This is a genomic window from Neoroseomonas soli (assembly GCF_018129065.1).
Taxonomy (GTDB): domain Bacteria; phylum Pseudomonadota; class Alphaproteobacteria; order Acetobacterales; family Acetobacteraceae; genus Neoroseomonas; species Neoroseomonas soli.
The window spans coordinates 1-26,986 of sequence record NZ_JAAEDM010000051.1; the positions used below are offsets into that span (position 1 = coordinate 1).

Genomic DNA, 26,986 nt, shown 5'->3' on the forward strand with positions numbered 1-26,986 from the left:
ACCCCCTCTGCAGCCGGGGGGCTTCCCCCCGGGCGAGCGGGGCGCCACATCCCGTGCCGATGATCCGCCGCTCCCTCCTCCTCGCCCCCGTCCTCCTTGCCGCGCCGGCGCTGGCGCAGCGCGCCCCGGCCCCACCGCAGGGCGCCGCGCTGACTGAGCGCGACCGCGCCGACCTCGCGCGCGTCGAGGCCTACCTCAACGCCATGACCACGCTGCGCGCCCGCTTCCTGCAGATCGCGCAGAACGGCGCCGCGGCCGAAGGCACGGCCTGGATTTCCCGCCCCGGCCGCATGCGCTTCGAATACGACCCGCCGGAGCCCCTGCTGCTGGTCGCCGATGCCGGGCAGTTCCTGATGTACGACCGCGAACTGCGCGCGCCGACCACGGTTTCCGTCGGCAGCACGCCCCTCGGCATCCTGCTTCGGCGGGAGGTGCGCCTTTCGGGCGACGTCACCGTCACCGGGGTGGAGCGCGCGGGCGGCTTCCTGCGCGTCACCATGTTCCGCACCTCCGAACCGGGGGAGGGCCGGCTCACGCTGATCTTCAACCCGGACCCGCTGGAACTCCGCCAATGGGCCGTGGTCGACGCGCAGCGGCGGGAGACGCGCGTGACATTCTCCCGCATCGAGACCGGCATGCGCCTGCCCGCCGGCCTCTTCCAGTTCAACAACCCGATGTTCTTCGAGCCGGGGGGCTTCGGCGCGCGGCAGGCCACCGGCAACTGATGCGGCCATGGGCTGGGGCGGGGGCGGGTTGCATGGCATCCGTGCAACGCATGCAGCCCATTCAGGAAAATCCCACGGAAGGCCTTGATCCTGCCACGTCGTCGCGGAACTGTAGCAATCCATGAAGCCCCTCGTTGGCATCTCCTGCTGCCAGAAGCCCTTCGGCATCTTCGCCACGCCGAACCATGCCGCATCCGACAGCTACGTCCGCGTCGTGCGCGGGCCGGTGGTCGGGACCCCCGTGCTGCTGCCGGCGGCGGGGGAGGACATCTCCGGCGAACTCCTGCCCCACCTCGACGGCCTGATCCTCACCGGCAGCCGCTCCAATGTCTGGCCCGGCCATTATGACGGCCCGGCCCATGCCGAAGGCACGCCCGAGGACCTCCAGCGCGACGCCACCACCCTGCCGCTGATCCGTGCCGCCATCGCCGAGGGCGTGCCGCTGCTCGCGATCTGCCGCGGCATGCAGGAATTGAACGTGGCGCTGGGCGGCTCCCTCGACCAGCGCATCCAGGACCTGCCGGGGCGGATGGACCACTCCACCCCCTCCGACCAGCCCATCCCGCGCGTGCGCACCGGCAAGGCCCATGCGGTGCGCATCGACAAGGACGGCGCCCTGGCGCGGGTCCTGACGCCGTCCGCGCGCCTGGCCGGGCGGCTGGCGGTGAATTCCCTGCACAACCAGGGCGTCCAGAGCCTGGCTCCACGCCTGGTTGCGGAAGCCTGGGCCCCCGACGGCACCGTCGAGGCCGTGCGCGTCGAAGGCGCCGCCGCCTTCGCCCTTGGCGTCCAGTGGCACCCGGAATACGACTGGGAGCAGGACGCCGACAGCCGTTCGATCTTCGAGGTCTTCGGCCGTGCCTGCGAGGCGCGCCGACTCGCACGCACCGGCCTGGTGGGACTCGCCCAGGCCGCCGAGTAGCGTCTCATCAGCGGGGACGGTGATCGTCGTCACGCCAACGTCGCGGTTTTGCTTTTGATTCCGCGCACGCGAAGGGGTAATGTTGATTTGTCAGCCCGCAATAGGCTGACGGTCGAGCCCCGGTGTCCCCTGCCGGCTCGCCCGACCATTCCGATCGGAATAAAATACGGCGCCCGGTCACCCCCCTGACCGGGCGCTTCTTTTTTGTGCCCCGCAAACGAATTCAAGCCCGGATACTTTGGCTTGCACCCCGGCCCTCATCTCACAACTCATGTGATGCGCCGCCGCCGCCCCCGGCTTCCGGCGGGCGCCGGGGGCCTGTATAGACCTCCACCGTCCAAGATCCGGAGCCCACAGCGCATGGTGTCCTACGTCGTCGCCCCGCCGCCCGTCGCCGCCATCCCCGTCAAGGGCAGCGACGCGATGTTCCCCGTCCGCCGCATCTTCTGCGTCGGCCGCAACTATGCCGAGCACGCGATCGAGATGGGCTCCGACCCGACCCGCGAGCCGCCCTTCTACTTCGCGAAGCCGGCCGACGCGGTGGTCATCAACGGCGCCGACATGCCCTACCCGACCGTCACCAAGTCCCTGCACCACGAGATGGAACTCGTCGTCGCCATCGGCACGGGCGGGAAGAACATCGCGGTCGCCGACGCGCTCAAGCACGTCTGGGGCTATTGCTGCGGCCTCGACATGACCCGCCGCGACATCCAGAACGAGGCCAAGAAGACCGGCCGCCCCTGGGACATGGGCAAGGGCTTCGACAAGTCCGCCCCGATGGGCGCCCTGGTCCCCGCCGCCGGCGTCGATCCGTCGAAAGGCAAGATCGAGCTGAAGGTGAACGGCAAGGTCACGCAGACCTCCGACCTGTCCAAGCTGATCTGGTCCGTGCCCGAGGTCATCGCGAACCTCTCCGAACTGGTCGAGCTCGCCCCAGGCGACCTCATCATGACCGGCACGCCGGAAGGTGTGGCCGCCGTCGTCCGCGGTGATGTCCTCGAGGGCTTCGTCGAGGGCGTCGGCGAGGTGAAGACGAAGATCGTCTGATGTGTGACGATGGCGGCTGAGAGCCACCCGCCAAGATCCCCGGGTTTCTGGCGACAGCTCTTGGCGCCAGCCGAGCCGGGCGCGAGTCTTGTGCTCGTGGCCCTGCTCGGCGGCTGGGCCGTGATGGACTGGTCATCGTCGAGCCTTGGCCTCCTTGGCGACCTGGTCCGGGGCCTCTACGCCGCTGGAGCCGCGATGTTCGCGGCCGCAATGGTCCTGGGCTTGATCGAAGCGTGGCGCGAAACAGCCCTGCGCGTCTTGACCGCTGCCTTCGCGGTCTTGGGAACCTTTTGGCTCGCAGCGATCTTGCTGAGGATAGGCGGCGGCGAAGCACCTCGGCCGAGCGTCGTAGTCGAACTGCCGGGCTCGATCTTCTTCGCCCTGTTCATGTGGACATTGGGCAGCAACATCGTCTCGTGGTGGGCTGAGCGCCGTGGACAACCTACCCGGACTTCTCGATGACGCTGTTGCGACATCGGGCTGATCGGCATTTTCCGGGAGAACCGTGATTTCCGCTCACGCAAAAACTCGCCCCACGGGGAAGGCCGCCGCCGGGCGCGCGCCGCTGCGCATCGCCACCTGGAACATCAACAGCGTGCGGCTCCGGCTGCCGCTGCTGAAGGACCTTGCGGCCGCGCTCGACCCCGACGTGCTCTGCCTGCAGGAAACCAAGTGCCCGGACGAGCTGTTCCCGCACGAGGGCATCGCCGCCCTCGGCTTCGAACACCGCCTCGTCCGCGGCATGAAGGGCTACAACGGCGTCGCCATCCTCTCGAAGCGGCCTCTCCTGCTGCGCGACGACGACCCCGACTGGTGCGGCAAGGGCGATTGCCGCCACCTCGGCGCCAGCATCGACGCCCCCGGCGGCCCGATCGAACTGCACAACTTCTACATCCCCGCCGGCGGCGACATCCCCGACCGCGAGGCCAACCCGAAATTCGGCCACAAGATGGACTTCGTCGCCGAAGGCACCGCCTGGTCGCAGGCGCGCCCGGCGAAGCGCGCCATCATGGTCGGCGACCTCAACATCGCCCCCCTCGAGCACGACGTCTGGTCGCACAAGCAACTCCTCGACGTCGTCTCCCACACCCCGGTCGAGGTCGAAGCCCTGACCGCCTGGCAGCAGGCCGGCGAATGGCACGACGCCCTGCGCCACTTCGTGCCCGCCGACGAAAAGCTCTACACGTGGTGGTCCTACCGCGCCCGCGACTGGCGCGCGGCCGACCGCGGCCGGCGGCTCGACCACATCTGGGTCAGCCAGGACCTCGCCGGCGGCCTCGCCCGCCACATCGTTCTCAAGGACGCGCGCGGCTGGACCCAGGCCTCCGACCACGTCCCCGTCATGGTGGAGATCGCGGCATGAGCGACGGACCCTTGCGCCGGCGGGCACTTCTGCTCGCCCTCCTCACCGGCGTGGCCGCCTGCGCGCAGCCCGAACCCCCGGCCCCCGTCGTCACCACCCCGGCCGAGCCCGAACCGGAACGCGTCTACGCTCCCGGCGCGATCGCCTGGTCGGACCTCTCCGACGATCACAAGCGCCGCGCCCGCCAGGGCCTCACCCGCCTCGGCGAGGACGTGCCCGACGACGAAACCCTCCAGGCCCGCTGGATGACGCTGCCCCCGGCCCAGCAACGCTACCTGATCCGCCGCCCGCCGCCGCCGGCGCCAGCGCGGCGACCGGCAGCGCAACGCGGGCGAACCCCGGCGCGGGGGCACGCACCGGCGCGCACGACGACGCCCGCGCGCAGGACGACAACGCCACCCGCACGACGGCCGCAACAGCGGCAGCAGTAGGCGCGGGAGCCAAACCGGGAGGGCGCGGCCCTTGCGGATGAGGAGGCAGGCGGACGACGGGACGGTTCTGCCGACCCGGATGCCTGGCACGGGAGGGCTCTGCCCTCCCGGACCCACCCGCCGAGGGCCGAAAGGCCCTCGGAACCCGTTACCTGGCGCGGGGATGAGACAACGTAGTCAATTGCGGGCGGCGGGGTGGCCAGGCGAGAAAAAGTGCGCGAGTTGCTCATTGTCGGGGCTCGCCGAAGCTGAGGATTTCAGCTGCAGCCTGCCGGTCCGCCTGTGGCGGTGGCGCCGACCTCGTGCGCTCTTCGCCGTGGCCTTGCCAATTTCCCTTGAGACCCTTAGCGGCCTCGCCGCAGACTTCATATGCAATTGTAAGAACGGGCTGCTGCTGACTGACGCAGTGCCCACTGCACCGCTGAATGCAGGGGAAAAAACCGATGCTCGATCCCAGGATCGTTGCCAATACCGTCCTAAGCCGCGCCAACCGCAGCGGCATAGCCCTGACGAACCTGGACATCCAAAAAATGCTCTACCTGCTGCACGGCGAGTTCCTGCGGCAGACCAGGCAGCCCCTGGTGACTGGCGAGTTCCAAGCCTGGGAATACGGGCCAGTTCACCGCGTGCTCTACGATGCCTTCAAGTCTTACAAGGATGGCCCTATCGACGGACCGGCCCGGCGACTTGACCCGATCCGTCGCCGCTACGTGGAACTTCCCCGTCTCGACGACCCGATGATTGAGGATTTTCTTGACGCGAATCTGACGCGTCTTCTCTCTATCCCGACGTTCAAGCTCGTGCAGATCACCCATGCTCCAGGAACCCCTTGGAGCCGGACCATGGAAGCCGGGACCAAGAAAACGAACCTCGGCATGGTGATTTCCAACGAGATGATCGCACGGCATTTCGAGGGTGCCGTGGTGTTTGGGCGTGCGGCGAAGGGGATGGTCGCCGCTTAACTTGGCTGGGGATCGATGGCGGCACGACGAGGGGCGAACGACGACGGCGGCGATGAGGGCAAGAGGCGGGGGCGGCGAAGGCGCGCGGATAAGCTCGTTGGCCGCTTCCCGTTGACGAATCTTGCCGAAGCAGTTGCAGTGAGCGGTGCCGAACGTGAGCGAGTGCTACAGAGCTTCGTTCGGGGCGCCGGGCCAGGGACCTACACGCCGACCCGCAGGGTTCTTCGCCGCCTCTACGGGTCGCATGGGGCTGAAGACGGCGCCTACTCTCCGCTGATCGAGCATCTACCGCCCGAGCCTTGGGACAAGATCGAACCCGACTTGCGTGCCGACTGCCAACCAGACCACGAGGCGGCCAATCTCGAAGTGGCGCGGCTCCTGTATGACCACGCCCGAACCGCAGGATATGTAGCGACGCACTTCGATGCCCCAAACCTTCGGACGGGTCGTTCCATTGTTCCGATCCCCATGAACATGTTCCTTGCTCTAGGTGATCGGCTGATCTTCCAGTTCCCGCACCTGCGCCGCTCGCCGCTGACCGCGAACCAGGAAGATGTCATGGCGACGATCATCGCCATGACCTGCATCATGGGCGACTTCGAGCCCGCGGACGTCGAAATCGTTTCCTTCCCTCCAGAGGCCGCGCGGGCCAAGGGCAAGCGCGAAGGATCGTCTGCGGCGCGACCACCGCGGATAACGCGGCTGACTACGATCGATCGGAAGCGCTGGATCCCAAGGACGAAGCTCCAGCCCGAGATCGACGACGTTTACGCCATACTCCACAAGCTCGCTTCGGAGTGAATTGGTTGCCGGGACTGGGCGCGTCTGCCGGCACCAGTCTGATTGGCGATGGCTGGGCCAAGATCGCGTCTGAGATACCCATTCGGACCGCAGGGGCCAGCCCCTGTGGGCCGGGCGGGGCTAAGAAGTCCTCAAGGCCCTCTTACACACGCTTCTGATGGGACCTAGGAGCCTCTTGAGGTCACCGATTGAGGAACCGCGACCCTGTGCAGATAGTCTTGGCAAGGACTGCAGAACCTCATGGCGCGCTACAGCGGGTGGTCCGGAGGGGCGGCGCCCCTCCGGCGCGCGGCCTTGTCGGTGGACAAACTTTCCTATCTAATGACCCGACCATCAGCGGACCCACGCCCACCTGCGGTCGGCGCCGTCCCCGATAAAAGCCTAAAGTCCTAAAAGCTGCTTTAGCCCCGCTGCGTCTTCCGCCGCCGTGCCCGGCGGAATGCGTAGGCCAGGTGCACCGCATACCCGCCCACGGCGGCGCCGATCACCACCCAGGCCAGCGGTTCCACCCAGTGTTCGACCTTGTCGTAGTGTTCTTCCAGGAAGTACCCCGCCACCGCCAGGAAGGTCAGCCAGATCGCCGAGCCGAGCGACGTCCAGAGGTAGAACACCCCGCGCGGGATCTCGACCATGCCCGCGGGCACCGAGATCAGTGTCCGCACGCCGGGGAACATCCGCCCGAAGCAGATCGCGATCGGCCCCCAGCGCTTGAGCAGGTCGGTCGCGCGGTCGAGGTCTTCCTCCTCCACCGCGAACCACTTGCCGAAGCGCGCGACCAGCGGCCGGAACCGTTCCACGCCGAGCCAGCGGCCGAGTTCGTACCACACCACGTTGCCGGCCACCGTCCCGGCCACGGCCGTGATGATGAGCAGCAGCAGGGACATCTCCCCGCGCGCGGCGGAAAAGCCCGCCGCGGCCATGATGATCTCCGACGGGATGGGCGGGAAAAGGTTCTCCAGCACCATCAGCGCGAAGACGCCGGCCAGGCCGCCGGCGGCCACCATGTTGGTCACCCACTCGAACATCTATTCCACCCTGAAGAGGGACATCGTGACCCAGCGCCCGCGCACGTAGTTCAGGCCGGTGACCGTGCCGAGTTCCCGCACGGCCAGCCCCCGTTCCGCCGCGGCGCTGCGGAAGGCCGCTTCCTGCCTGTCGTTCACGGCGGCAATGCGGCCGGGCGCTTCGGCGAGGAATGTCGCCGCCGCGGGTCCGTCCCGCAGCAGGCGGATGCCCCCGCCCATGGCGAATTGCAGGGATGGCTCGTGGTGCCCGACCACGCCGAAGCGGTCCGCCGGCAGGCCCGGCGCGACGGCCGCGACCTGCGCCGCCAGGCGAGGGGACAGCCACACGGCCTGCATTCGGGGGATCACGCCCTCGAGCACCGCGGCATAGACCGGCACCGCCAGGATCGCCCCGGCCAGCGCCGCCCGGCCCCATTCCGCCGCGCGCGCCATGCGCATCAGCGTCCAGGCCATGAAGACGCCGGCGGCGATGCCGAAGACGGCGAAGGGATCGATGCGCTGCTCCACTCGCAGCACGGCGGCCAGTGCCACCACCGGCAACCCCACCGCCACGCCGGTCACGGCGGCATTGCCGAGCCAGCGCATCCAGGCCGGGGCCTCCTGCCGCAGCGGGTCGAGCGCCCAGCGCGCGCCGAGCAGCATCAGCGCCGGGAAGGCGGGCAGGGTGTAGTGCGGCAACTTGGTCTGAACCGCCTCGAACAGCAGCCAGGTCGGCACCGCCCAGGCGAGCAGGAAGCGCACCGGCGCCTGCATCCGGTCCGCCCAGGACCCGGGCAGGCTGCGCAGCACGATCCAGGCGGACGGGAAGGCGGTGATGCCGAAGATCGCGGCATACATCCCCGGCGGGCCCCAATGGGCTTCCTCGCCGGAGGACACCTTGTCGAGCATGTCGCCGCCGATCGCCTCGCTGAAGAAGCGGCCTTCGGTGGCGATGCCGATGGCGACGAACCAGGGGGCGGCGAACAGCACCATCAGCGGAACGCCCCAGCCCATCCGTAGCGCCGGCAGCCAGGGGGCGGAGAGCCGCCAGAGGCGCGCCCCGGCCGGCCGGTCCATCACCGCGAGCGTGATGCCCGCGAGCAGCGGCACCATCGGCGCGATCGGCCCCTTGAGCAGCACGCCGATGCCCAGCACGGCCCAGAACGCCGCCGCCTGCCGCGCGGTGAAGGCGTCCGGCGACAGGTAGGCCTTGCCCATCAGCCCCATCGCGATCGCGATGGTCGCGAGCAGCGCGGCGTCGGTCTTGGCGATGTGCGTCTCGACCAGCAGCACCATGCAGGGGGCGAGCATCGCCGCGGCGATGAAGGCCGCCCGCCGCCCGACCAGCGCCCGCCCGAGCAGGCAGGTCGCCAGCACCGCGATCAGCGCACCGACCAGGGAGGGCAGGCGATAGGCCCAGATCTGCCCGCGCGCCGGGATGCCCACCGCCTCCAGCGCATGCACCGTGGCGGCCTGCGCCCAGTGGATGCCGGCGGGCTTCTTGTTGCGCTCCACCTCCCCGAGGCGGATGCGGACATAGTCGCCGCTCTCGACCATCTGGCGGGTGGCCTGGGCGAAACGGGATTCGTCACGGTCCCCAGCGGGGATGGTGAAGAAGCCGGGCAGCCACAGGAGAAGGCACAACAGCACCAGCCACACGGCTGGCCGTCGCGTCTCGGGCAGCCGGTCGAGGAAGGCAGCGGCGCGCATTGGTGGCGGCGTCTAGCACGCAGCGCCTCGCGGTGCCATGAAGCGCGGGCGCGCCGCCGCTGCGCCGGGCCCCATGGCATCCGCCACGGGATCCCGGGCCCGCAGGCGGACCTGCGCGCCCCCCGGACCCCGCGTGAGACCTTGAACACCACCGCCCACAAGCCGCCCCCCGGACTGCCGACGCGCAAGGCTGCGCGCGACCTGCTCGATGCCACGCTGGAACAGCGGCGGCCGCTGGAGGAAGCGCTGGAGGGCCTGCCGAAACGGCTCGACCCGCGCGACCGCGCGGCGGCGCACCGCATCGCGGCCATGGTGCTGCGCCGGCTGGGCAGCATCGACGAAGTGCTGTCGCCCTTCCTGCGCAAGGAACCACCACCGCCCGCGCGCCACGCGCTGCGCATCGGCGTGGCGGAACTTCTGATGCTGGACACGCCGCCGCATGCCGCCGTCGCCACCGCCGTCGCCCTGGCGCCAAAGGCCTTCGGCGGCCTGGTCAACGCCGTGCTGCGCAAGGTCGCGGCCGAGGGGCTGGCGGTGCTGGAAGGGCTGGACGCACCGCGCCTCGACACGCCGCAATGGCTCTGGTCGGCCTGGCACGCCGCCTATGGCCCGGCGGTGCGCGCCATCGCCGAGGCCCATTGCGGCCCCGCCCCGCTCGACCTGACCCCCGCCCCCGGCGCCACCCCGCCCGAGGGCGCGGAAGTCCTGCCCACCGGCTCCTGGCGCCTGCCGGCCGGCACGCGGGTGACCGACCTGCCCGGCTTCGCCGAGGGCGGTTTCTGGGTGCAGGACGCCGCCGCCGCCCTGCCCGCCATCCTGCTGAAGCCGCAGCCGGGCGAGCGCATTGCCGACCTCTGCGCCGCGCCGGGCGGCAAGACGGCGCAGCTCGCGGCGGCGGGCGCGCAGGTCACCGCCGTCGAGCGCGATGCGCACCGCGTCGCGCGGCTGCGGGAGAACCTCGCCCGCCTGCACCTGGAAGTGGAGGTGGTGCAGGCCGACGCCGCCGCCTGGACGCCGCCCGAACCCTTCGACGCCATCCTGCTCGACGCCCCCTGCACCGCGACGGGCACCATCCGCCGCCACCCCGATGTCGCCCACGCCAAGCGCGCGCGGGACGTCCAGGCGGCGGCCGAGGCGCAGTCCCGGCTGCTGGCCGCCGCCGCGCGGATGCTGAAGCCGGGCGGGAGGATCGTCTTTGCCACCTGCTCCCTCCAGCCCGAGGAAGGGGAGGCGCATATCGCCCGCGCGGCCTCCCTCGGCCTTGAGCACCAGCCCTTCGCCGCCGCCGACCTCCCCGGCCTGCCGGAGGCGATCACCCCCGGCGGCTGGCTGCGGACCCGGCCGGATCTCTGGCCGGAACGCGGCGGCATGGATGGTTTCTTCGCCGCCCGGTTCCGGCGCGCGGCATGAAGGCCTTGGCCTGCGGCTGACATCGGCCGTAGGCGCGAAGACGCTCGCTCAGGCGTGGCGGGAACGGTTTCCGCATGGGGAACCCGCTCGCGTGCGCCGCAAGGTCACTCGCCCTCGGGTTCGGCCATCCGCGCCAGGCTGCCGCGCAGCCGGTCGAGCAACTGGAAGAGCTGCACGCATTCCTCGGTGCTGAAGCCCTCGAGCGCGCTCGCATAGTAGCGGCGGATGCTGCCGAGCATCTCGCCCCAGACACGCGTGCCTTCCGCGGTCAGGCGGACATGGCGCAGGCGGCCGTCGGCGCCGGGGGCGCGGATGCGCTCGACGAGCCCTGCCGTCTCCAGCCGGTCGAGCACGGCGGTCAGATTCTGCCGGCTGACCATCAGGAAGGCGATCAATTCCTTCACCGTCAGCCCGCGATCGTGCGCCACCGGGCGGGCGAGCGCACCGAGCACCGCCCATTGCTGCGTCGTCGCGCCATAGGCCGACACCGCGCGGGTGCCGGTTTTGTGAAGCAGGTTCGACGCCTGGTAGAGCCGCAGGAAGAGCCGGTTGGCCGTGTCGAACCTCGCCGGGGCCTCGTCCATGCGTTGCGTGGGGTTATCCATCAATGCATTGCCATATCGCTTCGGTTTTGATTATAGCATAGCATTGTCATATCAGGTCGGCCACCGGCGGAACCCGGCGCAAAGGCCGCCCATCCTCGGGAGGAAACCATGCGCGGTCTCAGGGACAGGGTCGTCATCGTCACCGGAGGCGGCGGCGGCATCGGCGGGGCCACCTGCCGGCGCTTCGCCGAAGCGGGGGCGAAGGTCGCCGTCTTCGACATCAACCTGCCGGCGGCGGAAGCGACCGTCGCCGCCATCGCCGCCGCCGGCGGCACCGCCCGCGCCTTCGCCTGCGACATCACCGACCATGCCGCCGTCGTCGCCTCCGTGGCCGGGGCCGAGGCGGCGCTCGGCGCCATCGGCGCGCTGGTGAACAACGCCGGCTGGGATGTCTTCCGCCTGTTCAAGGACAGCGATCCGGCGGAATGGCAGAAACTCATCGCCATCAACCTGGTCGGCGCGCTGAACATGCACCACGCCGTGCTGCCGGGAATGATCGCGCGCAAGGCGGGACGCATCGTCAACATCGCCTCGGATGCCGCGCGCGTCGGCTCCTCGGGGGAGGCGGTCTATGCCGCCTGCAAGGCCGGGCTGCTCGGCTTCTCCAAGACGCTGGCGCGCGAACATGCGCGCCACGGCATCACCGTGAACGTGATCTGCCCGGGGCCGACCGACACCGCGCTGTTTGCTGGCTACAAGCAGGGTGCCGGCAATCCCGAGAAGCTGGACGAGGCCTTCCGCCGCGCCGTGCCCATGGGCCGCATCGGCACGCCCGAGGACCTGCCCGGCGCGATCCTGTTCTTCGCCTCCGACGACGCCGCCTACATCACCGGCCAGGTGCTGAGCGTCTCCGGCGGCCTGACCATGGCGGGTTGAGGGAGAAGCGACATGACCTACGAGGACGTCCTGTTCACGGTGGAAGCCGGCGTCGCCACCATCACGATCAACCGCCCCAAGGTGATGAACGCCTTCCGCGGCAAGACCTGCGAGGAACTGATCCACGCCTTCAACAAGGCCGGCTGGGACAAGGCGGTCGGCGTGATCGTGCTGACCGGCACGGGCGACCGCGCCTTCTGCACCGGCGGCGACCAGTCCGCCCATGACGGCAACTATGACGGCCGCGGCATCATCGGCCTGCCGGTCGAGGAATTGCAGTCCATCATCCGCGAGGTGCCCAAGCCCGTCATCGCCCGCGTGCAGGGCTATGCGATCGGCGGCGGCAACGTGCTGGCGACGCTCTGCGACTTCACCATCGCGTCGGACAAGGCGCAGTTCGGCCAGGTCGGGCCGAAGGTGGGCTCGGTCGATCCGGGCTTCGGCACCGCCTATCTCGCGCGCATCGTCGGCGAGAAGAGGGCGCGCGAGATCTGGTATCTCTGCCGCCGCTACACCGCCGCCGAGGCGATGGCCATGGGCCTGGTCAACGCCGTGGTGCCGCACGACCAGCTCGATGCCGAGGTGGCCAAGTGGTGCGCCGAGATCCTCGAGAAGAGCCCGACCGCGCTTGCCATCGCCAAGCGGTCCTTCAACGCCGACACCGACAGTATCCGCGGCATTGGCGGGATGGGGATGCAGGCGCTGGCGATGTATTACGCGACCGAGGAATCGAAGGAAGGCGTCCGCGCCTTCAACGAGAAGCGCAAGCCGGACTTCCGGAAGTTCCAGAAGTGAGCGCGGGGCTCACCGGGGAACAGCGCGACCTCCAGGAAGCCGCGCGGCGCTTCGCCCGGGAGCGCATCGCGCCGGGCTACATGGCGCGGGAGAAGGCGGGGCGCGTGGACCGCGACCTTATTCGCGAGATGGGCGCGCTCGGCCTGATCGGCGCCGACCTGCCGGAGGAATACGGCGGGCTCGGCGCGCCCGCCGTCACCGCCGGCATCGCGATCGAGGCGCTGGCCCATGCCGACATCAATGTCAGCTACGTGCCGCTGCTCGCCTCGCTGAACGGGCAGATCATCGCGCGGCATGCCTCGCCGGACCTGGCGGGCGAGTGGATCCCGCGCATCGTCTCCGGCGAGGCGCTGTTCTGCATCGGCCTGACCGAGCCGCGCGGCGGGTCGGATGCGGCGAACCTGCAGCTCTCCGCCCGGCGCGACGGCGGGGACTACGTGCTGAACGGGGAGAAGACCTCGATCAGCATGGCGGACCAGGCGGACGCGGCGGTGATCTTCGCGCGCACCGGCGCGGCCGATGCGGGCGCACGCGGCGTCTCCGCCTTCCTCGTGCCTATGAACGCGAAGGGCGTCGCGTCCACGCGGTTCAAAGACCTCGGCAGCCATGCGATCGGGCGCGGGTCGATCTTCTTCGACGATGTGCGCATCCCGGCGGCGAACCGGCTTGCCGAGGAAGGCATGGGCTTCGTGCAGGTGATGCAGGGCTTCGACTATTCGCGCGCGCTGATCGGCTTGCAGTGCTGCGCGGCGGCGCAGGCCTCGCTCGACGAATCCTGGGCTTATGTGCAGGACCGCGAGGCCTTCGGCGCGCCGATCGCGCAATACCAGGGCGTGACCTTTCCCCTGGCGGAAGGCGAGGGGATGATCGCGGCGATCCGCCAGCTCTGCTACCATACGCTGCGGCTGCGCGACGACGGCGCGCCGCACACGGCGGAAGCCGCCATGTGCAAGTGGCTCGGCCCCAAGACGGCGGTGGAGGTCATCCACCAGTGCCTGCTGACGCACGGGCATTACGGCTGGTCGCTCGACCTGCCGCACCAGCAGCGGCTGCGCGACGTGATGGGCCTCGAGATCGGCGACGGCACCGCGCAGATCATGAAGCTGATCGTCGCCCGCGAGCGCGCGGGCAAGGCCGCTGTGCAATACGCGACGCAGCGGCGGTGATCCGGGCCGCCCGCCGGCGCGATCGCTCTCTGCGGCCAAGCGTCAGCCGTTGATCCGCCGCAGCGTCGTCCATCCGTCCACGGGCTCCGCCGGATCGTCGGGGAAGCGCAACCGCGTCATGAGATAGGCAGCCGCGCGTTCGATCTCGCTCCGCGAAGCCTCCGCCGCGGCGGCCGGATCGCGAGTCTCGGCGGCGGCGATCAGGGCATCGTGGTCGTCCTTGTCGGGGCGCGCCGGGAGAAGCGGCCGCGCCTGGGCGATGATGGCACTGCGCCGCATCCAGAGCGTCTCGATGAGGGACAGCAGCAGCGGCTGGCCGGCCGCAGCGAAGAAGCGCTGATGGAGAAGCCGGTCGCCGCGCCGGTAGGTCTCCTCGTCGCCCGAGGAGCGTGCGGCCTTCGCCTCCGCGGCGATGGCGCGCAGCACCGCGATCTCCTCCCCGGTCAGGCGCGGCACGGCCGTGGCGGCGGCCTCCGGCTCCAGGAGGCAGCGGATGCGCGTGATCTCGCGATACTCGGCGCGGGTGATCAGGGGAACGATCGCCGCCCCACCCGGCGCGATGTCCAGGCAGCGCTCCGCCGCCAGCCTGCGCAATGCGGCGCGCGCCGGCATCGGGCTGACACCCAGGGCCACGGCGATGCGGCGGATCGAGAGTTTCTCGCCCGGCGGGAAACCGCCCTGGATCAGCGCGTCGCGCAGCGCGGCATAGGCGCGTTGCTCGAGCGATCCTTCGGGAGCGGGCGCATCGGACTCCTTTCCGTGATTGCGAACCATGATGGAGTGTGATCACACTTTCGGGCCGCCCCGCTACATCTTCATCGAAGGAGACGTCAGCATGCGCCTGCCAGCACCCCGAACCGGACGCCTGGCCCTGCTGGCCGGGGCGCTTCTCACCATGCTGTCGGCCATGCCGGCTGCGGCCGGGTCCATCCTCGACGCCGTCCGCCGCAACGGCCAGGTCCGCTGCGGCGTCTCGACCGGCATCGCCGGCATGTCGCAGCCCGACAGCCAGGGCGTCTGGCGCGGCTTCGATGCCGATATCTGCCGCGCCGTCGCCACGGCCGTCTTCGGCGACGCCGAGAAGGTGCGCTTCATCCCGACCACGGCGCAAAACCGCTTCACCGCTCTGCAGTCGGGCGAAGTGGACATGCTGACGCGCACCACCGCGCTGACCCTCGCGCGTGACAGCCAGCTCGGCCTGACGATCACGGTGCCGCACTTCTTCACCGGGCAGGGCGTGCTGGTGCGGCGCTCCGCGAACATCACGCGCGCGACCCAGCTCGACGGCGCCACCTTCTGCGCCACCCAGGGCAGCGAGATCGAGCGGAACCTCACGGACTGGGCGCGGCAGAACAACCTGCGCATCAGCACCATCCCCTTCGACACGCCGCCCACGATCCTGCAGGCCTTCCTCGCCGGGCGCTGCGACGCGATCAGCAACGACATGATCAACCTCTCGGCCAACCGCGTCGCGGCGCCGACCCCGGACGACTTCGTGCTGCTGCCCGACATCATCTTCAAGGAGCCGCACGGCGTGCTGGTGCGCAACGGCGACCCCGAATGGGCGGCGCTGACGCGCTGGGCCGTCTTCGCGCTGATCCAGGCCGAGGAAATGGGCCTGACGCGGGAGAACGTGACACAGATCCGGGACACGACGCAGGATCCGAAGATCCGCCGCTTCCTCGGCCTGACCGAGAATGTCGGCACCGGCTGGGGCCTGCCGGCCTCCTGGGCCTACGAGGTGGTGCGCCAGGTCGGCAACTACGGCGAGGTGTTCCAGCGCGGGCCGGGCGGCATACTCGGCATGGACCGCGGCCCGAACCGGCCCTGGACCGAGGGCGGACTGCTGATTTCCTGGCTCTGGCAGTAGGAGTGGATGGCATGGCCCCCCTCGATGTCCCCGTCGCGCCCCGCAACAGCGACCTCGACGCAGCACTGGCCGAGGCGCGCGAACGCTACGTCGCCGCGCGGCCGAAAAGCGCCGCGGCGCATGCGCGCGCCCGCGCCGTGCTGCCCGGCGGCAACACGCGCTCGGTGCTGTTCTACACGCCCTTCCCGACGGCGATGGCGAAGGGCGAGGGCTGCTGGCTCGAGGACATCGACGGGCATCGCTACCTCGACCTGATCGGCGAGTTCACCGCGGGGCTGTTCGGCCATTCCAATCCGCGCATCCAGGCGGTGCTCCAGGCCACCATCGCCAACGGCCTGAACCTGACGGCGGTGGGCGAGAACGAGGCGAAGCTCGGCGAGATCCTCTGCGCGCGCTTCCCGTCCCTGGAGCGGGTCCGCTTCACCAACAGCGGCACGGAGGCGAACCTGATGGCGCTCGCCGCGGCGCGCGCGCATACGGGGAAGTCGAAGATCCTCGGCTTCTACGGGGGCTACCATGGCGGCGCGATGACCTTCGCCGGTGGCGGCAGCCCGGTGAACGCGCCCTATCCGGTGATCCTCGCGCAGTACAACGACATCGAGGGCACGGTCGCGATGATCCGCGAGAACGCCGCGGATCTTGCCGCCGTGATCCTGGAGCCGATGATGGGCGGGGGCGGCTGCATCCCCGCGACGCGGGACTTCCTGGCGACGATGCGTGCCGAGGCCACGGCCGCCGGAGCCGTGCTGATCTTCGACGAGGTGATGACCAGCCGCCATACCGCGGGCGGCCTGCAACGCCTGCATGGCGTCACGCCGGACCTGACGACGCTCGGCAAGTACATGGCGGGCGGCATGTCCTTCGGTGCCTTCGGCGGCAAGGCGGAGGTTATGTCGGTCTTCGACGCCTACCGCGAAGGCTCGATGCCCCATTCGGGCACCTTCAACAACAACGTGCTGTCGATGGCGGCAGGCACGGTGGCGATGGGCGAGCTGTTCCGCGACGAGGAAGCCGATGCGCTGCGTGCGCGCGGCGAGGCGTTGCGGGCCGCGCTCAACCAGGTCTGCGCGCGTCACGGCGTGGCGATGCAGTTCACCGGCATCGGCAGCATGATGCAGCCGCATTTCCGCACCGGCCCCATCATCCGGCCCTATGCGTCGACGCCGGCCGAGGATGCGCTGCGTGAGTTGTTCTTCCTCGACCTCATGGCCGCCGGCATCTACACGGCGCGGCGCGGCATGGTCGCGTTGACGCTGCCGGTGGGCGATGCAGAAGCTGCGCGCTACGTCGCCGCGGTCGAGGAATTCTGCGAAGCCCGCAAGCCGCTCCTCGCCGGCGCGTAACGCCGATGCAGCGTGACAGCGGGGGAGCGGCCGCCCTCGGCCAGGGCCTCATGGCTTGACGATGCGGCGTCCGCTTTGCTGCAGTGACCCGTCGCGTGTGTGACCTGGGGGAATCCGGATGAGCTCGCCTGTCGCGTCGCCGGTGCGTTCCTCGAACGCCGTCGCCTCCCCGCAGGGGTCGGCGCAGGCGTTCGAGCGGGCCAAGCACGTCGTTCCCGGCGGCAGCATGCGTCAGGCCACCTGGTTCGCCCCGCATCCGCCCTACGCCGCGCGCGGCGAGGGCTGCTGGATCGAGGATCTCGACGGGCGGCGCATTCTCGATTGCGCCAACAACTTCTTTTCGCTGATCCACGGCCACGCCTTCCCGCCGGTGGTCGAGGCGCTGCGCGCCGTGGTGGGCGGCGGCACCGCCTTCGGGCTGCCGACGGAGCACGAGACGCGGCTCGCCGAGGCGATCCGAAGCCGGGCGCCGCGCTGCGAGCAGATCCGCTTCTGCAATTCGGGCACCGAGGCGGTGATGTTCGCCGTGAAGGCGGCGCGCGCGCTAACCGGCCGCCCGGCCATCGCGAAGATGGAAGGCGCCTATCATGGCGCCTACGATCATCTCGAGGTGAGCCTCGCCTCCGATCCCTCGAACTGGGAAGGTCCCGATGGCGACCCGGCCGCGGTGCCCTATGCGCGCGGCACGCCGCCGGCGGTGGTCGCGGATACGGTCGTGCTGCCCTATGCCGACCCGGCGCGCTGCGCCGCCATCCTGGAGCGCGAAGGGCCCCGCCTGGCTGCCGTGGTGCTCGATACGCTCACCTCCAAGGCCGGCATGGTGCCGCCGCCGCAGGGCACGCTGGATGCCATCCGCGCCGCCTGCCGCCGCCACGGCATCATGCTGGTCTGCGACGAGGTGATCGGCTTCCGCCTCGCGCATGCCGGCGCGCACACGCTGTTCGGGCTGGAACCCGACCTGATCGCGCTGGGCAAGATCATCGGTGGCGGGCTGCCGGTCGGGGCCGTGGCGGGCCCGGCCGACCGCATGGCGGTGTTCGACCACACGCACGGCCCCCCCGCCGTCGCCCATGGCGGCACCTTCAGCGCCAATCCGCTGACCATGGTGGCGGGGCTCGCGACGCTGGAGGCATTCGACGCGGCCGCCGTGGATCGGCTCGGGCGGCTCGGCGACACGCTGCGCGCGCGGATCAACGCCGCCTTCGCGGCGGCCGGCACGCCGGCGCAGGTCACGGGGCTCGGCTCGCTGTTCCGCCTGCACCTGACCACGGCGCCCATCCGCGACTACCGTTCCAGCTACCCGACGGCGGCTGCGAAGCAGGCGATCCCGGCGATCCACCTGGCCATGCTCGACCGCGGCATCCTGATGACGCCGAATTGCTCCGGCGCGCTGTCCACGCCGATGGGCGCGGCGGAGATCGATCTCATCGCGACCGCGCTCGCGGAGACGACGGCGCGTGCGCTCTCCGCCATCTAGCGTCATGCACGACGCGGGTGGACAGGCGGCCCCATCGCGCCGAACATCCCGGATCATGGCGGGCAAACGGGAGGCGCGGCGAGGTCCTTGAGTTCCATCCACCTGCACTCCGTCTCCAAGCATTATGGCGCGGTGGCCGCCGTCGACGATGTCTCCCTGGATGTCGCGCAGGGCGAATTCGTCACCATCCTCGGCCCCAGCGGGTCGGGCAAGACGACCGTGCTGACCATGATCGCCGGCCTGAACCACCCGAGCGCCGGCTCGATCCACATCGGCGGCCGCGACGTGACGGCGCTGCCGGCAGCCCAGCGCAACATCGGCCTGGTGTTCCAGAGCTACGCGCTGTTCCCGCACATGAACGTCTTCGACAACGTCGCCTTTCCGCTGTCCGTGCGGAAGGTCGGCGCCAGGGAGACGCGGCAGCGCGTGGAGGAAGCCCTCGCGCGCGTGCGCCTGGACGGCTTCGAGCGGCGCAAGCCGAGCCAGCTCTCCGGCGGCCAGCAGCAGCGGGTCGCACTCGCCCGCGCCATCGTCTTCAAGCCGGACATCCTGCTGCTGGACGAACCACTCGGCGCGCTCGACCGCAAGCTGCGGGAGGAGGTGCAGATCGAACTGCGCCGCCTGCAGCGATCGCTCGGCATCACCACCATCCTCGTCACCCACGACCAGGAGGAGGCACTGTCGCTCTCCGACCGCATCGTGGTGCTGGACCACGGGCGCGTGCAGCAGATCGCCGCGCCGCGGGAGGCCTATCTGCGGCCGAGCAACCGCTTCGTCGCCGACTTCCTCGGCACGGCGAATTTCCTCGAGGGCCGCATCGGCCCGGATCGCCGTTCGATCCTGCTCGGCGGCGGCCAGGCCATCCCATGCGGCGCGTCCACGCTGCCCGAAGGCGCGCGCGTCACGGCCATCCTGCGGCCGGAGCGCCTCGCGCTCGAGCCAGACGGCGCGGGCGGCATCCTGCCGGCGACCGTCAGCGAGGCCGTCTATCTCGGCCAGTCCGTGCGCTACCATGTCGAGACGCCGACCGGCCCGATGGTCGCGGTCACCCCTGGCGGACGGGGCGGCTTCGCCGCCGGCGCGCAGGTGTCCGCGGCCTGGCAGCCGGACGATGTCTGGATCATCCCGGACGGCGGATCGACGCCCGGATGACGATGCCGGCACTGCTTCGGACGCGCCGGCGATCCGCTGCGCGGGGCAATGCCCCTCGCGGCGATGTCACTGAGGACCGGCCAAGGGAGGCATGAGCATGACCAACAGGCGGACACTCTTGAAGGCCACGGCCTTCGCGGCCTTGCCCGGCGGGCTGGCCCTGCCGGGCATCGCCCGCGCCCAGGCGCAGGTGCGGGAAATCCGCATGGTCGAGGCCGGCGGCCTCTCCGGGGATTCCATCGAGGCCGGCTACATCCGGCCCTTCACGGCGCGGACCAACATCCGCGTGGTGCGGGAGAACCCGAACCCGCTCGGCAAGCTGCGCGCCATGGTGGAATCCCGCAGCATCACCGCGGTGCTGTTCGAACTCGGCAGCCTGTCCACCGCCATCGCGCAGGCCGCGGGGCTGATCGAGCCGCTCGACTGGGCGGCGATCAATCCCGACCCGATGTTCGACGAGGCGAAGCTGCCGCACGCCTTCGGCTACCAGTACTACTCGACGCTGATGGCCTGGCGGTCGGACGCCAAGCCGCTGAGCAACTGGGCGGAGTTCTGGGATGTGCGTGCCTTCCCCGGCAAGCGCACGCTGCCGGACAATGTCACCCTCGCCCTGCCGATGGCGCTGCTGGCCGACGGCGTGGCACCGGCGCAGCTCTATCCGCTCGACCTCAACCGGGCCTTCCGCAAGCTCAATCAGATCAAGGGCAGCGTCTCGGTCTGGTGGAGCGCCGGCGCGCAGCCGCCGCAGCTGCTGAAGGACAACGAGGTGCAGTACGCCGCCTCCTATTCCGGCCGCGTCGCCGGGCAGGCGGGCATCAGCCTCACCTATGCGCAGGGCCTGCTGGACCTCGCCTACTTCGTCGTGCCGAAGGGGGCCAACCCGGCCGAGAAGGCCGCGGCGATGGGCCTGCTGCACGAGATGTCGGTCGCCCGCAACCAGGCGACGGCGGCGGAGGTCATCCCCTATACCGGCGCCAGCCCGACGCTCGAGCAGTTGCTGCCGCAGGCGCGGCTCAACGAGTTCCCGACGACGCGGGCGAACAAGGACGCGCAGGTGCTGGGCAACCCTGCCTGGTGGGCGCAGAACCGCGACGCCGCCGAACGGCGCTGGCAGGAATTCAAGCTCGGGCTCTGACCGGCACGGGCAGGAGAGGGGCGAGGGCATGGCAAGCATCCGACGGTTTCCGGCGGAGTTCGGCTATGTCCTGCCTCTCCTGCTGCTCATGCTGGCGGTCTTCATCCTGCCGATCGTGCTGATGCTGGCGCGCAGCGTCACGCAGCCCGAATGGACGATCGAGCACTACCAGAACCTGATCGAGACCTCGGTCTATCTCCGCGTGCTCGGCCGCACGCTGCGGATCGCGGTGATCACCACCATCGCCTGCGCGGTGCTCGGCTACCCGCTGGCCTACTGGATGCGGGGCCTGTCGTCGCAGCGGCAGGTCCTCGCCACCGCGCTGGTGGTGCTGCCTTTCTGGATCAGCATCCTGGTGCGCACCTATGCCTGGATCGTCGTGCTGGGCAATGCGGGGGTGGTGAACCGCGTCCTGCTCGACCTCGGCCTGGTCGGGGCGCCGGTGGCGTTTCTCTACAACGAGCTCGGCGTGATCATCGGCACGACGAACGTGCTGCTGCCCTTCCTGGTGCTGCCACTGTTCGCGGCCATGGTCCGGATCGACGACCGGCTGCTGCACGCCGCGGAATCCCTGGGCGCCAGCCGCAGCACCGTGTTCCGGCGTGTCTTCTTCCCGCTCAGCCTCCCGGCGCTCGCAGCGGGGTCGATCCTGGTGTTCATCCTCACCTTCGGGTTCTTCATCACGCCGGCGATCCTCGGCGGCGGGCGGGTGCCGATGGTGGCGAATGCGCTGGATCTGCTGATCAACCAGTTCGCCCGGTGGGAGACGGCGGCCGCGCTGTCCACGGTGCTGCTGGTGGTGACACTGGCCTGCTTCGCCGTATCCCGCTGGGTGGGCGCCCGGGGGGCGACGTCGTGAGCCGCATCCTGCTGGCGACGAGCAGCGTGCTCGTGCTCGCCTTCCTCTGCCTGCCGGCGCTGATCGTCATTCCGATGTCGTTCTCGAGCGCCAGCTCGCTGGAGTTTCCGCCGCCCGGATTCTCGCTGCGCTGGTACGAATCCTTCCTCGGCGACCCGCGCTGGCTGCTGGCGCTGCAGAACTCGGCGGTCATCGCCCTGCTCTCGAGCACCATCGCCCTGCTGGTCGGCAGCGTCGCCGCCTATGGCCTGGTGCGCGGCACGTTTCGCGGCAGGCCGCTGATCGAAGGCGTCTTCATCGCACCGCTGGTGGTGCCGAGCGTGATCATCGCCGTCGCGCTCTACATCTTCTTCGCGCAGATCGGCCTGCTCGGCACGATGACGGGGCTGGTGATCGGGCACACGGTGCTCGGCGTGCCCTATGTCATCCTGGTGATGTCGGTCGCCATCCGGTCCTTCGACCACAGGATCGAGCAGGTGGCGCTCAGCCTCGGCGCCCCGACCGCTACGATGTTCCGCCGCGTGCTGCTGCCGAACCTGCTGCCGAGCGTCTTCGCCGCCTGGATCTTCGCCCTGATCGCCAGCTTCGACGAAGTGATCGTCACGCACTTCATCGCCGGGCGCCACGACACTGTGCCCAAGCGCATGTTCAACGAACTGGTGCTGCAGGTGAACCCGACCATCACCGCCATCGCGACGCTGCTGATCGCGCTCAGCGTCGTCGCCATCGGGATCATCGTGCTGCTTCTTCGGCGCGGCGGCGTGCGGATGCAGTCGCTGACCTAGAGCGGTTTCCGTTCGCCTCGGCTCACGAACACCGCTCCAGGCCTTTGTTCTTGCGAGCATCTTCACCCGATCAGGTGAGTCCACCTGATCGGGATCTGCTCTAGTGTCCTGCCCGCGAAGTTCGCTGGATTTCCAGCGAACGAAGCGGACAAGCAGGCCACTGGAAACAAAGGCTCGTGGCCTGAGAACGAAGTCCGCAGGATTTCGGAATCAGGACACTGGAGCAGACCCCCGATCAGGTGGAACCACCTGATCGGGTGAAGATGCTCGCAAGGACAAAGGCCTGGAGCAGTGTTCGTGAGCCCAGGCGAACGGAGACCGCTCCAGGAGACCTGTGCACGATTGCCTCATGTCGGGCGGTTATGGGTGATCCGCCGCGCCGTGCAGCGATGGAGTGCCGGCATGTCGCATCGCGTGATCGGCCAGGAGTGCCTGAGCGCCGACCCGGCCATACGCAGCGGCGCGCCTTGCCGCGGTCCAACTCGTGCAACGCCAGCCGCCGCAACTCCGCCCCCGGCGCCTCGGCGCGGATCGGCAGGCGCTTCGCTCCCATGGCGTCCTCCCCTTCGGGATCGGACATCATCCGAGCCGGAACCCGCCGCGCCGCATCACCTCAGATCCGAGTCAGCACCAGCGCCGGTCGGCATCCGGTCGCTGAAGGAACCGGACCTCGCTTGTTCCTTCCTTGACGGCGGCCAACGGGCCTCATCGCCGCCACACATGAAACGGGCCGGGCACCCTGCGGCGCCCGGCCCGATCATGTCCCGCGGAACCTGCGCGCCGGTCGGCCCGGCGCGCCGCGCTTCAGTGCGCGTCGGCCCAGACCTTGCGCTTCACCGCATAGGCGAGGCCGGCAAGGATGGTGAGGAAGAGGATCACCTTCACACCCATCGAGCGGCGCTCCTCGAGCTCCGGCTCGGCAGCCCATTGCAGGAAGGTCGCGACGTCGCGCGCCATGTTCTCCATCGTGGCGGGCGTGCCGTCGGCGAACTCGACCTGGTCCGGGTTCAGCGGCCGGGCCATGGCGATCTGGTGGCCGGGGAAGTACGCGTTGTAGCTCATCCCCTCGGCCAGCGTGACGCCGGCTGGCGGGTCCGAGTAGCCGGTCAGCAGCGCATAGAGGTAGTCCGCGCCGCCCGCGCGCGCCTTGGCGATGACCGAGAGATCGGGCGGGGCCGCGCCGTTGTTCGCCGCGCGTGCCGCCTGCATGTTCGGGAACGGGCTGCGGAAGCGATCGGACGGGCGGCCGGCCCGCTCGAACATCTGGCCTTCGTCGTTCGGACCGTCCTGCACCTGCACCTGGGATGCGATGGCCGCGACCTGCTGCTCGGTCAGGCCGAGATCGACCAGGTTACGGTAGGACATCAGCCGCATCGAATGGCAGGACGCGCAGACTTCCTTGTAGACCTGGAAGCCACGCTGCGCGCTCGCGCGGTCGTAGGTGCCGAACACCCCTTCGAACGAGAAGCGGGTGTCGGGGATGTGGATCACCTCCCCCGCCGCGCGGGCGGGGGTCGGCGTGGCGGCGACCAGCGCGCCGAGGACGGCGAAGGCCTTGAGCGTGGTGCGGAACATGGGCTTTCCGAACATAATCAGGCCTTCTCCATCGGCTTCGCCGCGGCGCCCGCGGGCACCTGCCCACCGCCGCCGAGCACGGCGCGCGAGATGCTCTCGGGCAGCGGCAGCGGCCGCTCCAGCCGACCGAGAAGCGGCAGGATCACGAGGAAATACGCGAAGTAGTAGGCGGTCGCGACCCGGCTGATGGTGACGAAGGGTTCCTCCGGCGGCTGGCCGCCGCAGTAGAGGAGCACCAGGAACGCCACCGTCCACAGCAGGAAGGCGATGCGCGCGACCGGGCGGAAGCGCATGGAGCGCACCGGCGAACGGTCGAGCCAGGGCAGGATGAACCACACCAGGATCGAGCCGAACATCAGCAGCACGCCGCCGAGCTTGTTCGGCACCGCGCGCAGGATCGCGTAGTAGGGCAGGAAGTACCATTCCGGCACGATATGCGGCGGGGTCACCAGCGGGTCGGCCGGGATGTAGTTGTCCGGGTGACCGAGGTAGTTCGGCGCGAAGAACACCAGCACCGCGAAGACGATGAAGTAGATCACCAGGCCGAAGCTGTCCTTCGCCGTGTAGTACGGGTGGAAGGGCAGCGTGTCCTTCGGGCTCTTCGGCTCGATGCCGAGCGGGTTGTTCGAACCCGTGATGTGCAGCGCCACCACGTGCAGGAAGACGACGCCGACGATCACGAAGGGCAGCAGGTAGTGCAGGCTGAAGAAGCGGTTGAGCGTCGGGTTGTCCACGCTGAACCCGCCCCACAGCAGGGAGACGATCCAGTTGCCCACCACCGGGAAGGCGCTGAACAGGTTGGTGATGACGGTCGCGCCCCAGAAGGACATCTGGCCCCAGGGCAGCACGTAGCCCATGAAGGCGGTGGCCATCATCAGCAGGAAGATGACGACGCCGAGTATCCACAGCAGTTCGCGCGGCGCCTTGTAGGAGCCGTAGTACATGCCGCGCCAGATGTGGATGTAGACGACGATGAAGAACATCGACGCGCCGTTGGCGTGCACGTAGCGCAGCAGCCAGCCGAAGTTCACGTCGCGCATGATGCGCTCGACGCTGTCGAAGGCCATGCTGGTGTGCGGCGTGTAGTGCATCGCAAGCCAGATGCCGGTGGCGATCATGATCATCAGGTTGACCATCGCCAGGGCGCCGAAATTCCAGAAGTAGTTGAAATTCCGGGGAGTCGGGAAGGACCCGTACTCCTTCTGCATCATGGTGAAGACGGGCATGCGCTGGTCGATCCAGCGCACCACCGGGTTCTTGAAATCGCTGTCGTGCAGGCCGCTCGCCATCTTTGCGTTCCTCAGCCGATCCGGATCTTGGTGTCGGACGTGAAGGTGTACTGCGGAACTTCGAGATTCCGCGGCGCCGGGCCCTTCCGGATGCGTCCGGAGGTGTCGTAGTGGCTGCCGTGGCAGGGGCAGAACCACCCGCCGTAGTCGCCGCGCGCGTCGGTCGGCTTCTGGCCGAGCGGCACGCAGCCGAGATGGGTGCAGATGCCGACCACGATCAGCCAGCCATCCTTCTGCACGCGCGCCTGGTCCGGCTGCGGGTCAGGAAGCTGGGAGAGCGGCACCTCGCGCGCGGCGGTGATTTCGGCGGCCGTGCGGTGGCGCACGAAGACCGGCTTGCCGCGCCACATCACCGTGACTGCCTGGCCTTCGGCGATCGGGGCGAGTTCAACGTCGGTGCTGGCCATGGCGAGCACGTCGCGCGCCGGCTGCATGGAGTTGATGAAGGGCCAGGCGATCGCGCCGACGCCCACGGCGGCGAAAGACGCCGTCACCAGGTTCAGGAAATCCCGCCGCGGCGTCCCCTCGGACGCGGTGGCAGCCCCACTTTCCGCCATGCCTCACCATCCCCTTCCGCCGCCAAGCCCCCGGGATGAGGGGGGCTCGACGGCCGCATAGTACGAACCCGGAAACCGCCCACACGGTCCCCGCCGAAGTCAGAACAGGGCGCACGCGTCGCCGCGCGCTGCCCTCCTTGCGCGGCGGCCCTTATAAGGGGCGCCCGCGCGGGGTGTCCATGCCACCCCACGCCCAGGAGGAGCCTTATCACCATGGACCAAGCGACCGCCGCCGCACAGGCCGGCCCCGCCCCGGCCGACCACCCCCTGGCCCGCCCGGCGCGCGCCTGGTTCGAGGCTCTGCGCGACCTCATCTGCGCCGAGTTCGAGGCGATCGAGGACGAATTGCGCACCGGCCCGCACCGCGACGTGCCCGCCGGCCGATTCGAGCGCACCGCCTGGACCCGCGAGGGCGGTGGCGGCGGCGTGATGTCCGTGATGCGCGGCCGCGTCTTCGAGAAGGTGGGCGTCAATGTCTCCACCGTCTTCGGGGAATTCTCCCCCGAGTTCCGCAAGCAGATTCCGGGCGCGGAACAGGATCCGCGCTTCCTCGCCACCGGGATCTCGCTGGTCGCGCACCTGCGCAATCCGCGCGTGCCGGCGGCGCACATGAACACGCGCTTCATCGTGACCAACCGCGCCTGGTTCGGCGGCGGCGGCGACCTCACGCCGATGTTCCCCGACAGCGCGGAAGCGCAGGAGGACGCGGCCGGCTTCCATGCGGCGTACAAGGCCGCCTGCGACCGCTACGACCCCGCCTGGTATCCGCGCTTCAAGCAGTGGTGCGACGAGTATTTCTTCCTGCCCCACCGCAACGAACCCCGCGGCCTCGGCGGCATCTTCTACGACTGGCTGGGCGACCGCACGCCGGGGCTGGGGGCGGAGACGGATTTCGCCTTCACCAAGGATGTCGGCCTCGCTTTCCTCGAGGCCTATCCGGCCATCGTCCGCCGCCGCATGCGCGAGCCCTGGACGGCGGCGGAACGGCAGCACCAGCTCGTCCGCCGCGGCCGCTACGTGGAATTCAACCTGATCCACGACCGCGGCACGCTGTTCGGCCTCAAGACCGGCGGCAATGTCGAGGCAATCCTGATGTCCCTGCCGCCCGAGGCGGCATGGCCGTGAGG

27 protein-coding genes are annotated in these 26,986 nt (G+C 69.7%); 20 read left to right on the forward strand and 7 right to left on the reverse strand.

Annotated features, from left to right (window positions below; translation table 11 throughout):
- The first annotated feature begins 59 nt into the window (after nt 1-59).
- From GXW76_RS16740 to GXW76_RS16775, 8 genes are all read left to right on the forward strand, one after another.
- Nucleotides 60-725, forward strand: a complete 666-nt coding sequence (locus GXW76_RS16740) for a LolA family protein (protein WP_211863270.1) — start codon at nt 60-62, stop codon at nt 723-725.
- 121 nt (nt 726-846) lie between these two features.
- Complete coding sequence (locus GXW76_RS16745; protein WP_211863238.1) at nt 847-1,647, forward strand: gamma-glutamyl-gamma-aminobutyrate hydrolase family protein; 801 nt, start codon at nt 847-849, stop codon at nt 1,645-1,647.
- A gap of 360 nt (nt 1,648-2,007) precedes the next feature.
- Nucleotides 2,008-2,694 carry a fumarylacetoacetate hydrolase family protein gene (locus GXW76_RS16750; protein ID WP_211863239.1) on the forward strand — a complete coding sequence of 229 codons (687 nt, stop codon included), beginning with the start codon at nt 2,008-2,010 and terminating at the stop codon, nt 2,692-2,694.
- A gap of 96 nt (nt 2,695-2,790) precedes the next feature.
- On the forward strand, nt 2,791-3,156 hold the full coding sequence (locus GXW76_RS16755; protein WP_211863240.1) for a hypothetical protein: 366 nt from the start codon (nt 2,791-2,793) through the stop codon (nt 3,154-3,156).
- A 43-nt stretch (nt 3,157-3,199) separates the two neighbouring features.
- Nucleotides 3,200-4,057, forward strand: a complete 858-nt coding sequence (locus tag GXW76_RS16760) for an exodeoxyribonuclease III (protein ID WP_338150981.1) — start codon at nt 3,200-3,202, stop codon at nt 4,055-4,057.
- Complete coding sequence (locus GXW76_RS16765; RefSeq protein ID WP_211863241.1) at nt 4,054-4,488, forward strand: hypothetical protein; 435 nt, start codon at nt 4,054-4,056, stop codon at nt 4,486-4,488. The genes GXW76_RS16760 and GXW76_RS16765 overlap by 4 nt, the downstream gene beginning before the upstream one ends.
- 443 nt (nt 4,489-4,931) lie before the next feature.
- On the forward strand, nt 4,932-5,450 hold the full coding sequence (locus GXW76_RS16770; RefSeq protein ID WP_211863242.1) for a Panacea domain-containing protein: 519 nt from the start codon (nt 4,932-4,934) through the stop codon (nt 5,448-5,450).
- 111 nt (nt 5,451-5,561) lie between these two features.
- On the forward strand, nt 5,562-6,251 hold the full coding sequence (locus GXW76_RS16775) for a hypothetical protein (RefSeq protein WP_211863243.1): 690 nt from the start codon (nt 5,562-5,564) through the stop codon (nt 6,249-6,251).
- Nucleotides 6,252-6,652: 401 nt separating this feature from the next.
- Here GXW76_RS16775 and GXW76_RS16780 read toward each other — a convergent pair whose 3' ends face one another.
- Nucleotides 6,653-7,276: a DedA family protein gene (locus GXW76_RS16780; protein ID WP_211863244.1), complete on the reverse strand. Its 624-nt coding sequence runs from the start codon at nt 7,274-7,276 to the stop codon at nt 6,653-6,655.
- Nucleotides 7,277-8,965, reverse strand: coding sequence for an ArnT family glycosyltransferase (locus tag GXW76_RS16785; protein ID WP_246514451.1), 1,689 nt, complete (start codon nt 8,963-8,965; stop codon nt 7,277-7,279).
- A gap of 141 nt (nt 8,966-9,106) precedes the next feature.
- On the opposite strand from GXW76_RS16785, the gene GXW76_RS16790 reads away from it, so the two are divergent.
- Nucleotides 9,107-10,375 (forward strand): RsmB/NOP family class I SAM-dependent RNA methyltransferase, encoded by a 1,269-nt coding sequence (locus GXW76_RS16790; protein ID WP_246514452.1) that lies wholly within the window; start codon nt 9,107-9,109, stop codon nt 10,373-10,375.
- 104 nt (nt 10,376-10,479) lie between these two features.
- Here GXW76_RS16790 and GXW76_RS16795 read toward each other — a convergent pair whose 3' ends face one another.
- Nucleotides 10,480-10,959: a MarR family winged helix-turn-helix transcriptional regulator gene (locus tag GXW76_RS16795; RefSeq protein ID WP_211863247.1), complete on the reverse strand. Its 480-nt coding sequence runs from the start codon at nt 10,957-10,959 to the stop codon at nt 10,480-10,482.
- Nucleotides 10,960-11,088: 129 nt separating this feature from the next.
- Between GXW76_RS16795 and GXW76_RS16800 the strand changes: the two genes are divergently transcribed.
- From GXW76_RS16800 to aliB, 3 genes are read left to right on the forward strand one after another with little or no spacing between them, the layout of a single operon-like run.
- Entirely contained in the window at nt 11,089-11,856 is a 768-nt protein-coding gene (locus GXW76_RS16800) for an SDR family oxidoreductase (RefSeq protein ID WP_211863248.1), read from the forward strand.
- Nucleotides 11,857-11,868: 12 nt separating this feature from the next.
- Nucleotides 11,869-12,651, forward strand: coding sequence for a 2-ketocyclohexanecarboxyl-CoA hydrolase (badI, locus tag GXW76_RS16805; RefSeq protein WP_211863249.1), 783 nt, complete (start codon nt 11,869-11,871; stop codon nt 12,649-12,651).
- The gene (aliB, locus tag GXW76_RS16810) at nt 12,648-13,817 is read left to right on the forward strand and encodes a cyclohexanecarboxyl-CoA dehydrogenase (RefSeq protein WP_211863250.1); all 1,170 of its coding nucleotides are present in this window, start codon (nt 12,648-12,650) and stop codon (nt 13,815-13,817) included. Before badI ends, aliB begins: the two co-directional genes overlap by 4 nt.
- Nucleotides 13,818-13,859: 42 nt before the next feature.
- Here aliB and GXW76_RS16815 read toward each other — a convergent pair whose 3' ends face one another.
- Nucleotides 13,860-14,591: a GntR family transcriptional regulator gene (locus GXW76_RS16815; RefSeq protein WP_211863251.1), complete on the reverse strand. Its 732-nt coding sequence runs from the start codon at nt 14,589-14,591 to the stop codon at nt 13,860-13,862.
- Nucleotides 14,592-14,652: 61 nt separating this feature from the next.
- Between GXW76_RS16815 and GXW76_RS16820 the strand changes: the two genes are divergently transcribed.
- The 7 genes from GXW76_RS16820 to GXW76_RS16850 all read left to right on the forward strand — a co-directional run bounded on the left by GXW76_RS16820 (nt 14,653) and on the right by GXW76_RS16850 (nt 22,438).
- Nucleotides 14,653-15,687 carry an amino acid ABC transporter substrate-binding protein gene (locus GXW76_RS16820; RefSeq protein ID WP_211863252.1) on the forward strand — a complete coding sequence of 345 codons (1,035 nt, stop codon included), beginning with the start codon at nt 14,653-14,655 and terminating at the stop codon, nt 15,685-15,687.
- A gap of 11 nt (nt 15,688-15,698) precedes the next feature.
- On the forward strand, nt 15,699-17,030 hold the full coding sequence (locus tag GXW76_RS16825) for an aspartate aminotransferase family protein (protein WP_211863253.1): 1,332 nt from the start codon (nt 15,699-15,701) through the stop codon (nt 17,028-17,030).
- Nucleotides 17,031-17,148: 118 nt separating this feature from the next.
- On the forward strand, nt 17,149-18,507 hold the full coding sequence (locus tag GXW76_RS16830; protein WP_211863254.1) for an aspartate aminotransferase family protein: 1,359 nt from the start codon (nt 17,149-17,151) through the stop codon (nt 18,505-18,507).
- 87 nt (nt 18,508-18,594) lie between these two features.
- Complete coding sequence (locus GXW76_RS16835; RefSeq protein ID WP_211863255.1) at nt 18,595-19,659, forward strand: ABC transporter ATP-binding protein; 1,065 nt, start codon at nt 18,595-18,597, stop codon at nt 19,657-19,659.
- 97 nt (nt 19,660-19,756) lie between these two features.
- The gene (locus GXW76_RS16840) at nt 19,757-20,794 is read left to right on the forward strand and encodes an extracellular solute-binding protein (protein ID WP_211863256.1); all 1,038 of its coding nucleotides are present in this window, start codon (nt 19,757-19,759) and stop codon (nt 20,792-20,794) included.
- Between the two features lie 28 nt (nt 20,795-20,822).
- Complete coding sequence (locus GXW76_RS16845) at nt 20,823-21,653, forward strand: ABC transporter permease (protein WP_211863257.1); 831 nt, start codon at nt 20,823-20,825, stop codon at nt 21,651-21,653.
- Nucleotides 21,650-22,438: an ABC transporter permease gene (locus tag GXW76_RS16850; RefSeq protein ID WP_211863258.1), complete on the forward strand. Its 789-nt coding sequence runs from the start codon at nt 21,650-21,652 to the stop codon at nt 22,436-22,438. Before GXW76_RS16845 ends, GXW76_RS16850 begins: the two co-directional genes overlap by 4 nt.
- A gap of 804 nt (nt 22,439-23,242) precedes the next feature.
- On the opposite strand, the gene GXW76_RS16855 is transcribed toward GXW76_RS16850, so the two are convergent.
- From GXW76_RS16855 to petA, 3 genes are read right to left on the reverse strand one after another with little or no spacing between them, the layout of a single operon-like run.
- Complete coding sequence (locus GXW76_RS16855) at nt 23,243-24,013, reverse strand: cytochrome c1 (RefSeq protein ID WP_211863259.1); 771 nt, start codon at nt 24,011-24,013, stop codon at nt 23,243-23,245.
- A 17-nt stretch (nt 24,014-24,030) separates the two neighbouring features.
- The gene (locus tag GXW76_RS16860; protein WP_211863260.1) at nt 24,031-25,302 is read right to left on the reverse strand and encodes a cytochrome b; all 1,272 of its coding nucleotides are present in this window, start codon (nt 25,300-25,302) and stop codon (nt 24,031-24,033) included.
- Between the two features lie 11 nt (nt 25,303-25,313).
- Nucleotides 25,314-25,859, reverse strand: coding sequence for a ubiquinol-cytochrome c reductase iron-sulfur subunit (gene petA / locus GXW76_RS16865; protein ID WP_211863261.1), 546 nt, complete (start codon nt 25,857-25,859; stop codon nt 25,314-25,316).
- Between the two features lie 213 nt (nt 25,860-26,072).
- Here petA and hemF point away from each other — a divergent pair, with 213 nt between their 5' ends.
- Nucleotides 26,073-26,984, forward strand: a complete 912-nt coding sequence (hemF, locus tag GXW76_RS16870) for an oxygen-dependent coproporphyrinogen oxidase (RefSeq protein ID WP_211863262.1) — start codon at nt 26,073-26,075, stop codon at nt 26,982-26,984.
- The last annotated feature ends 2 nt before the right edge of the window (nt 26,985-26,986 follow it).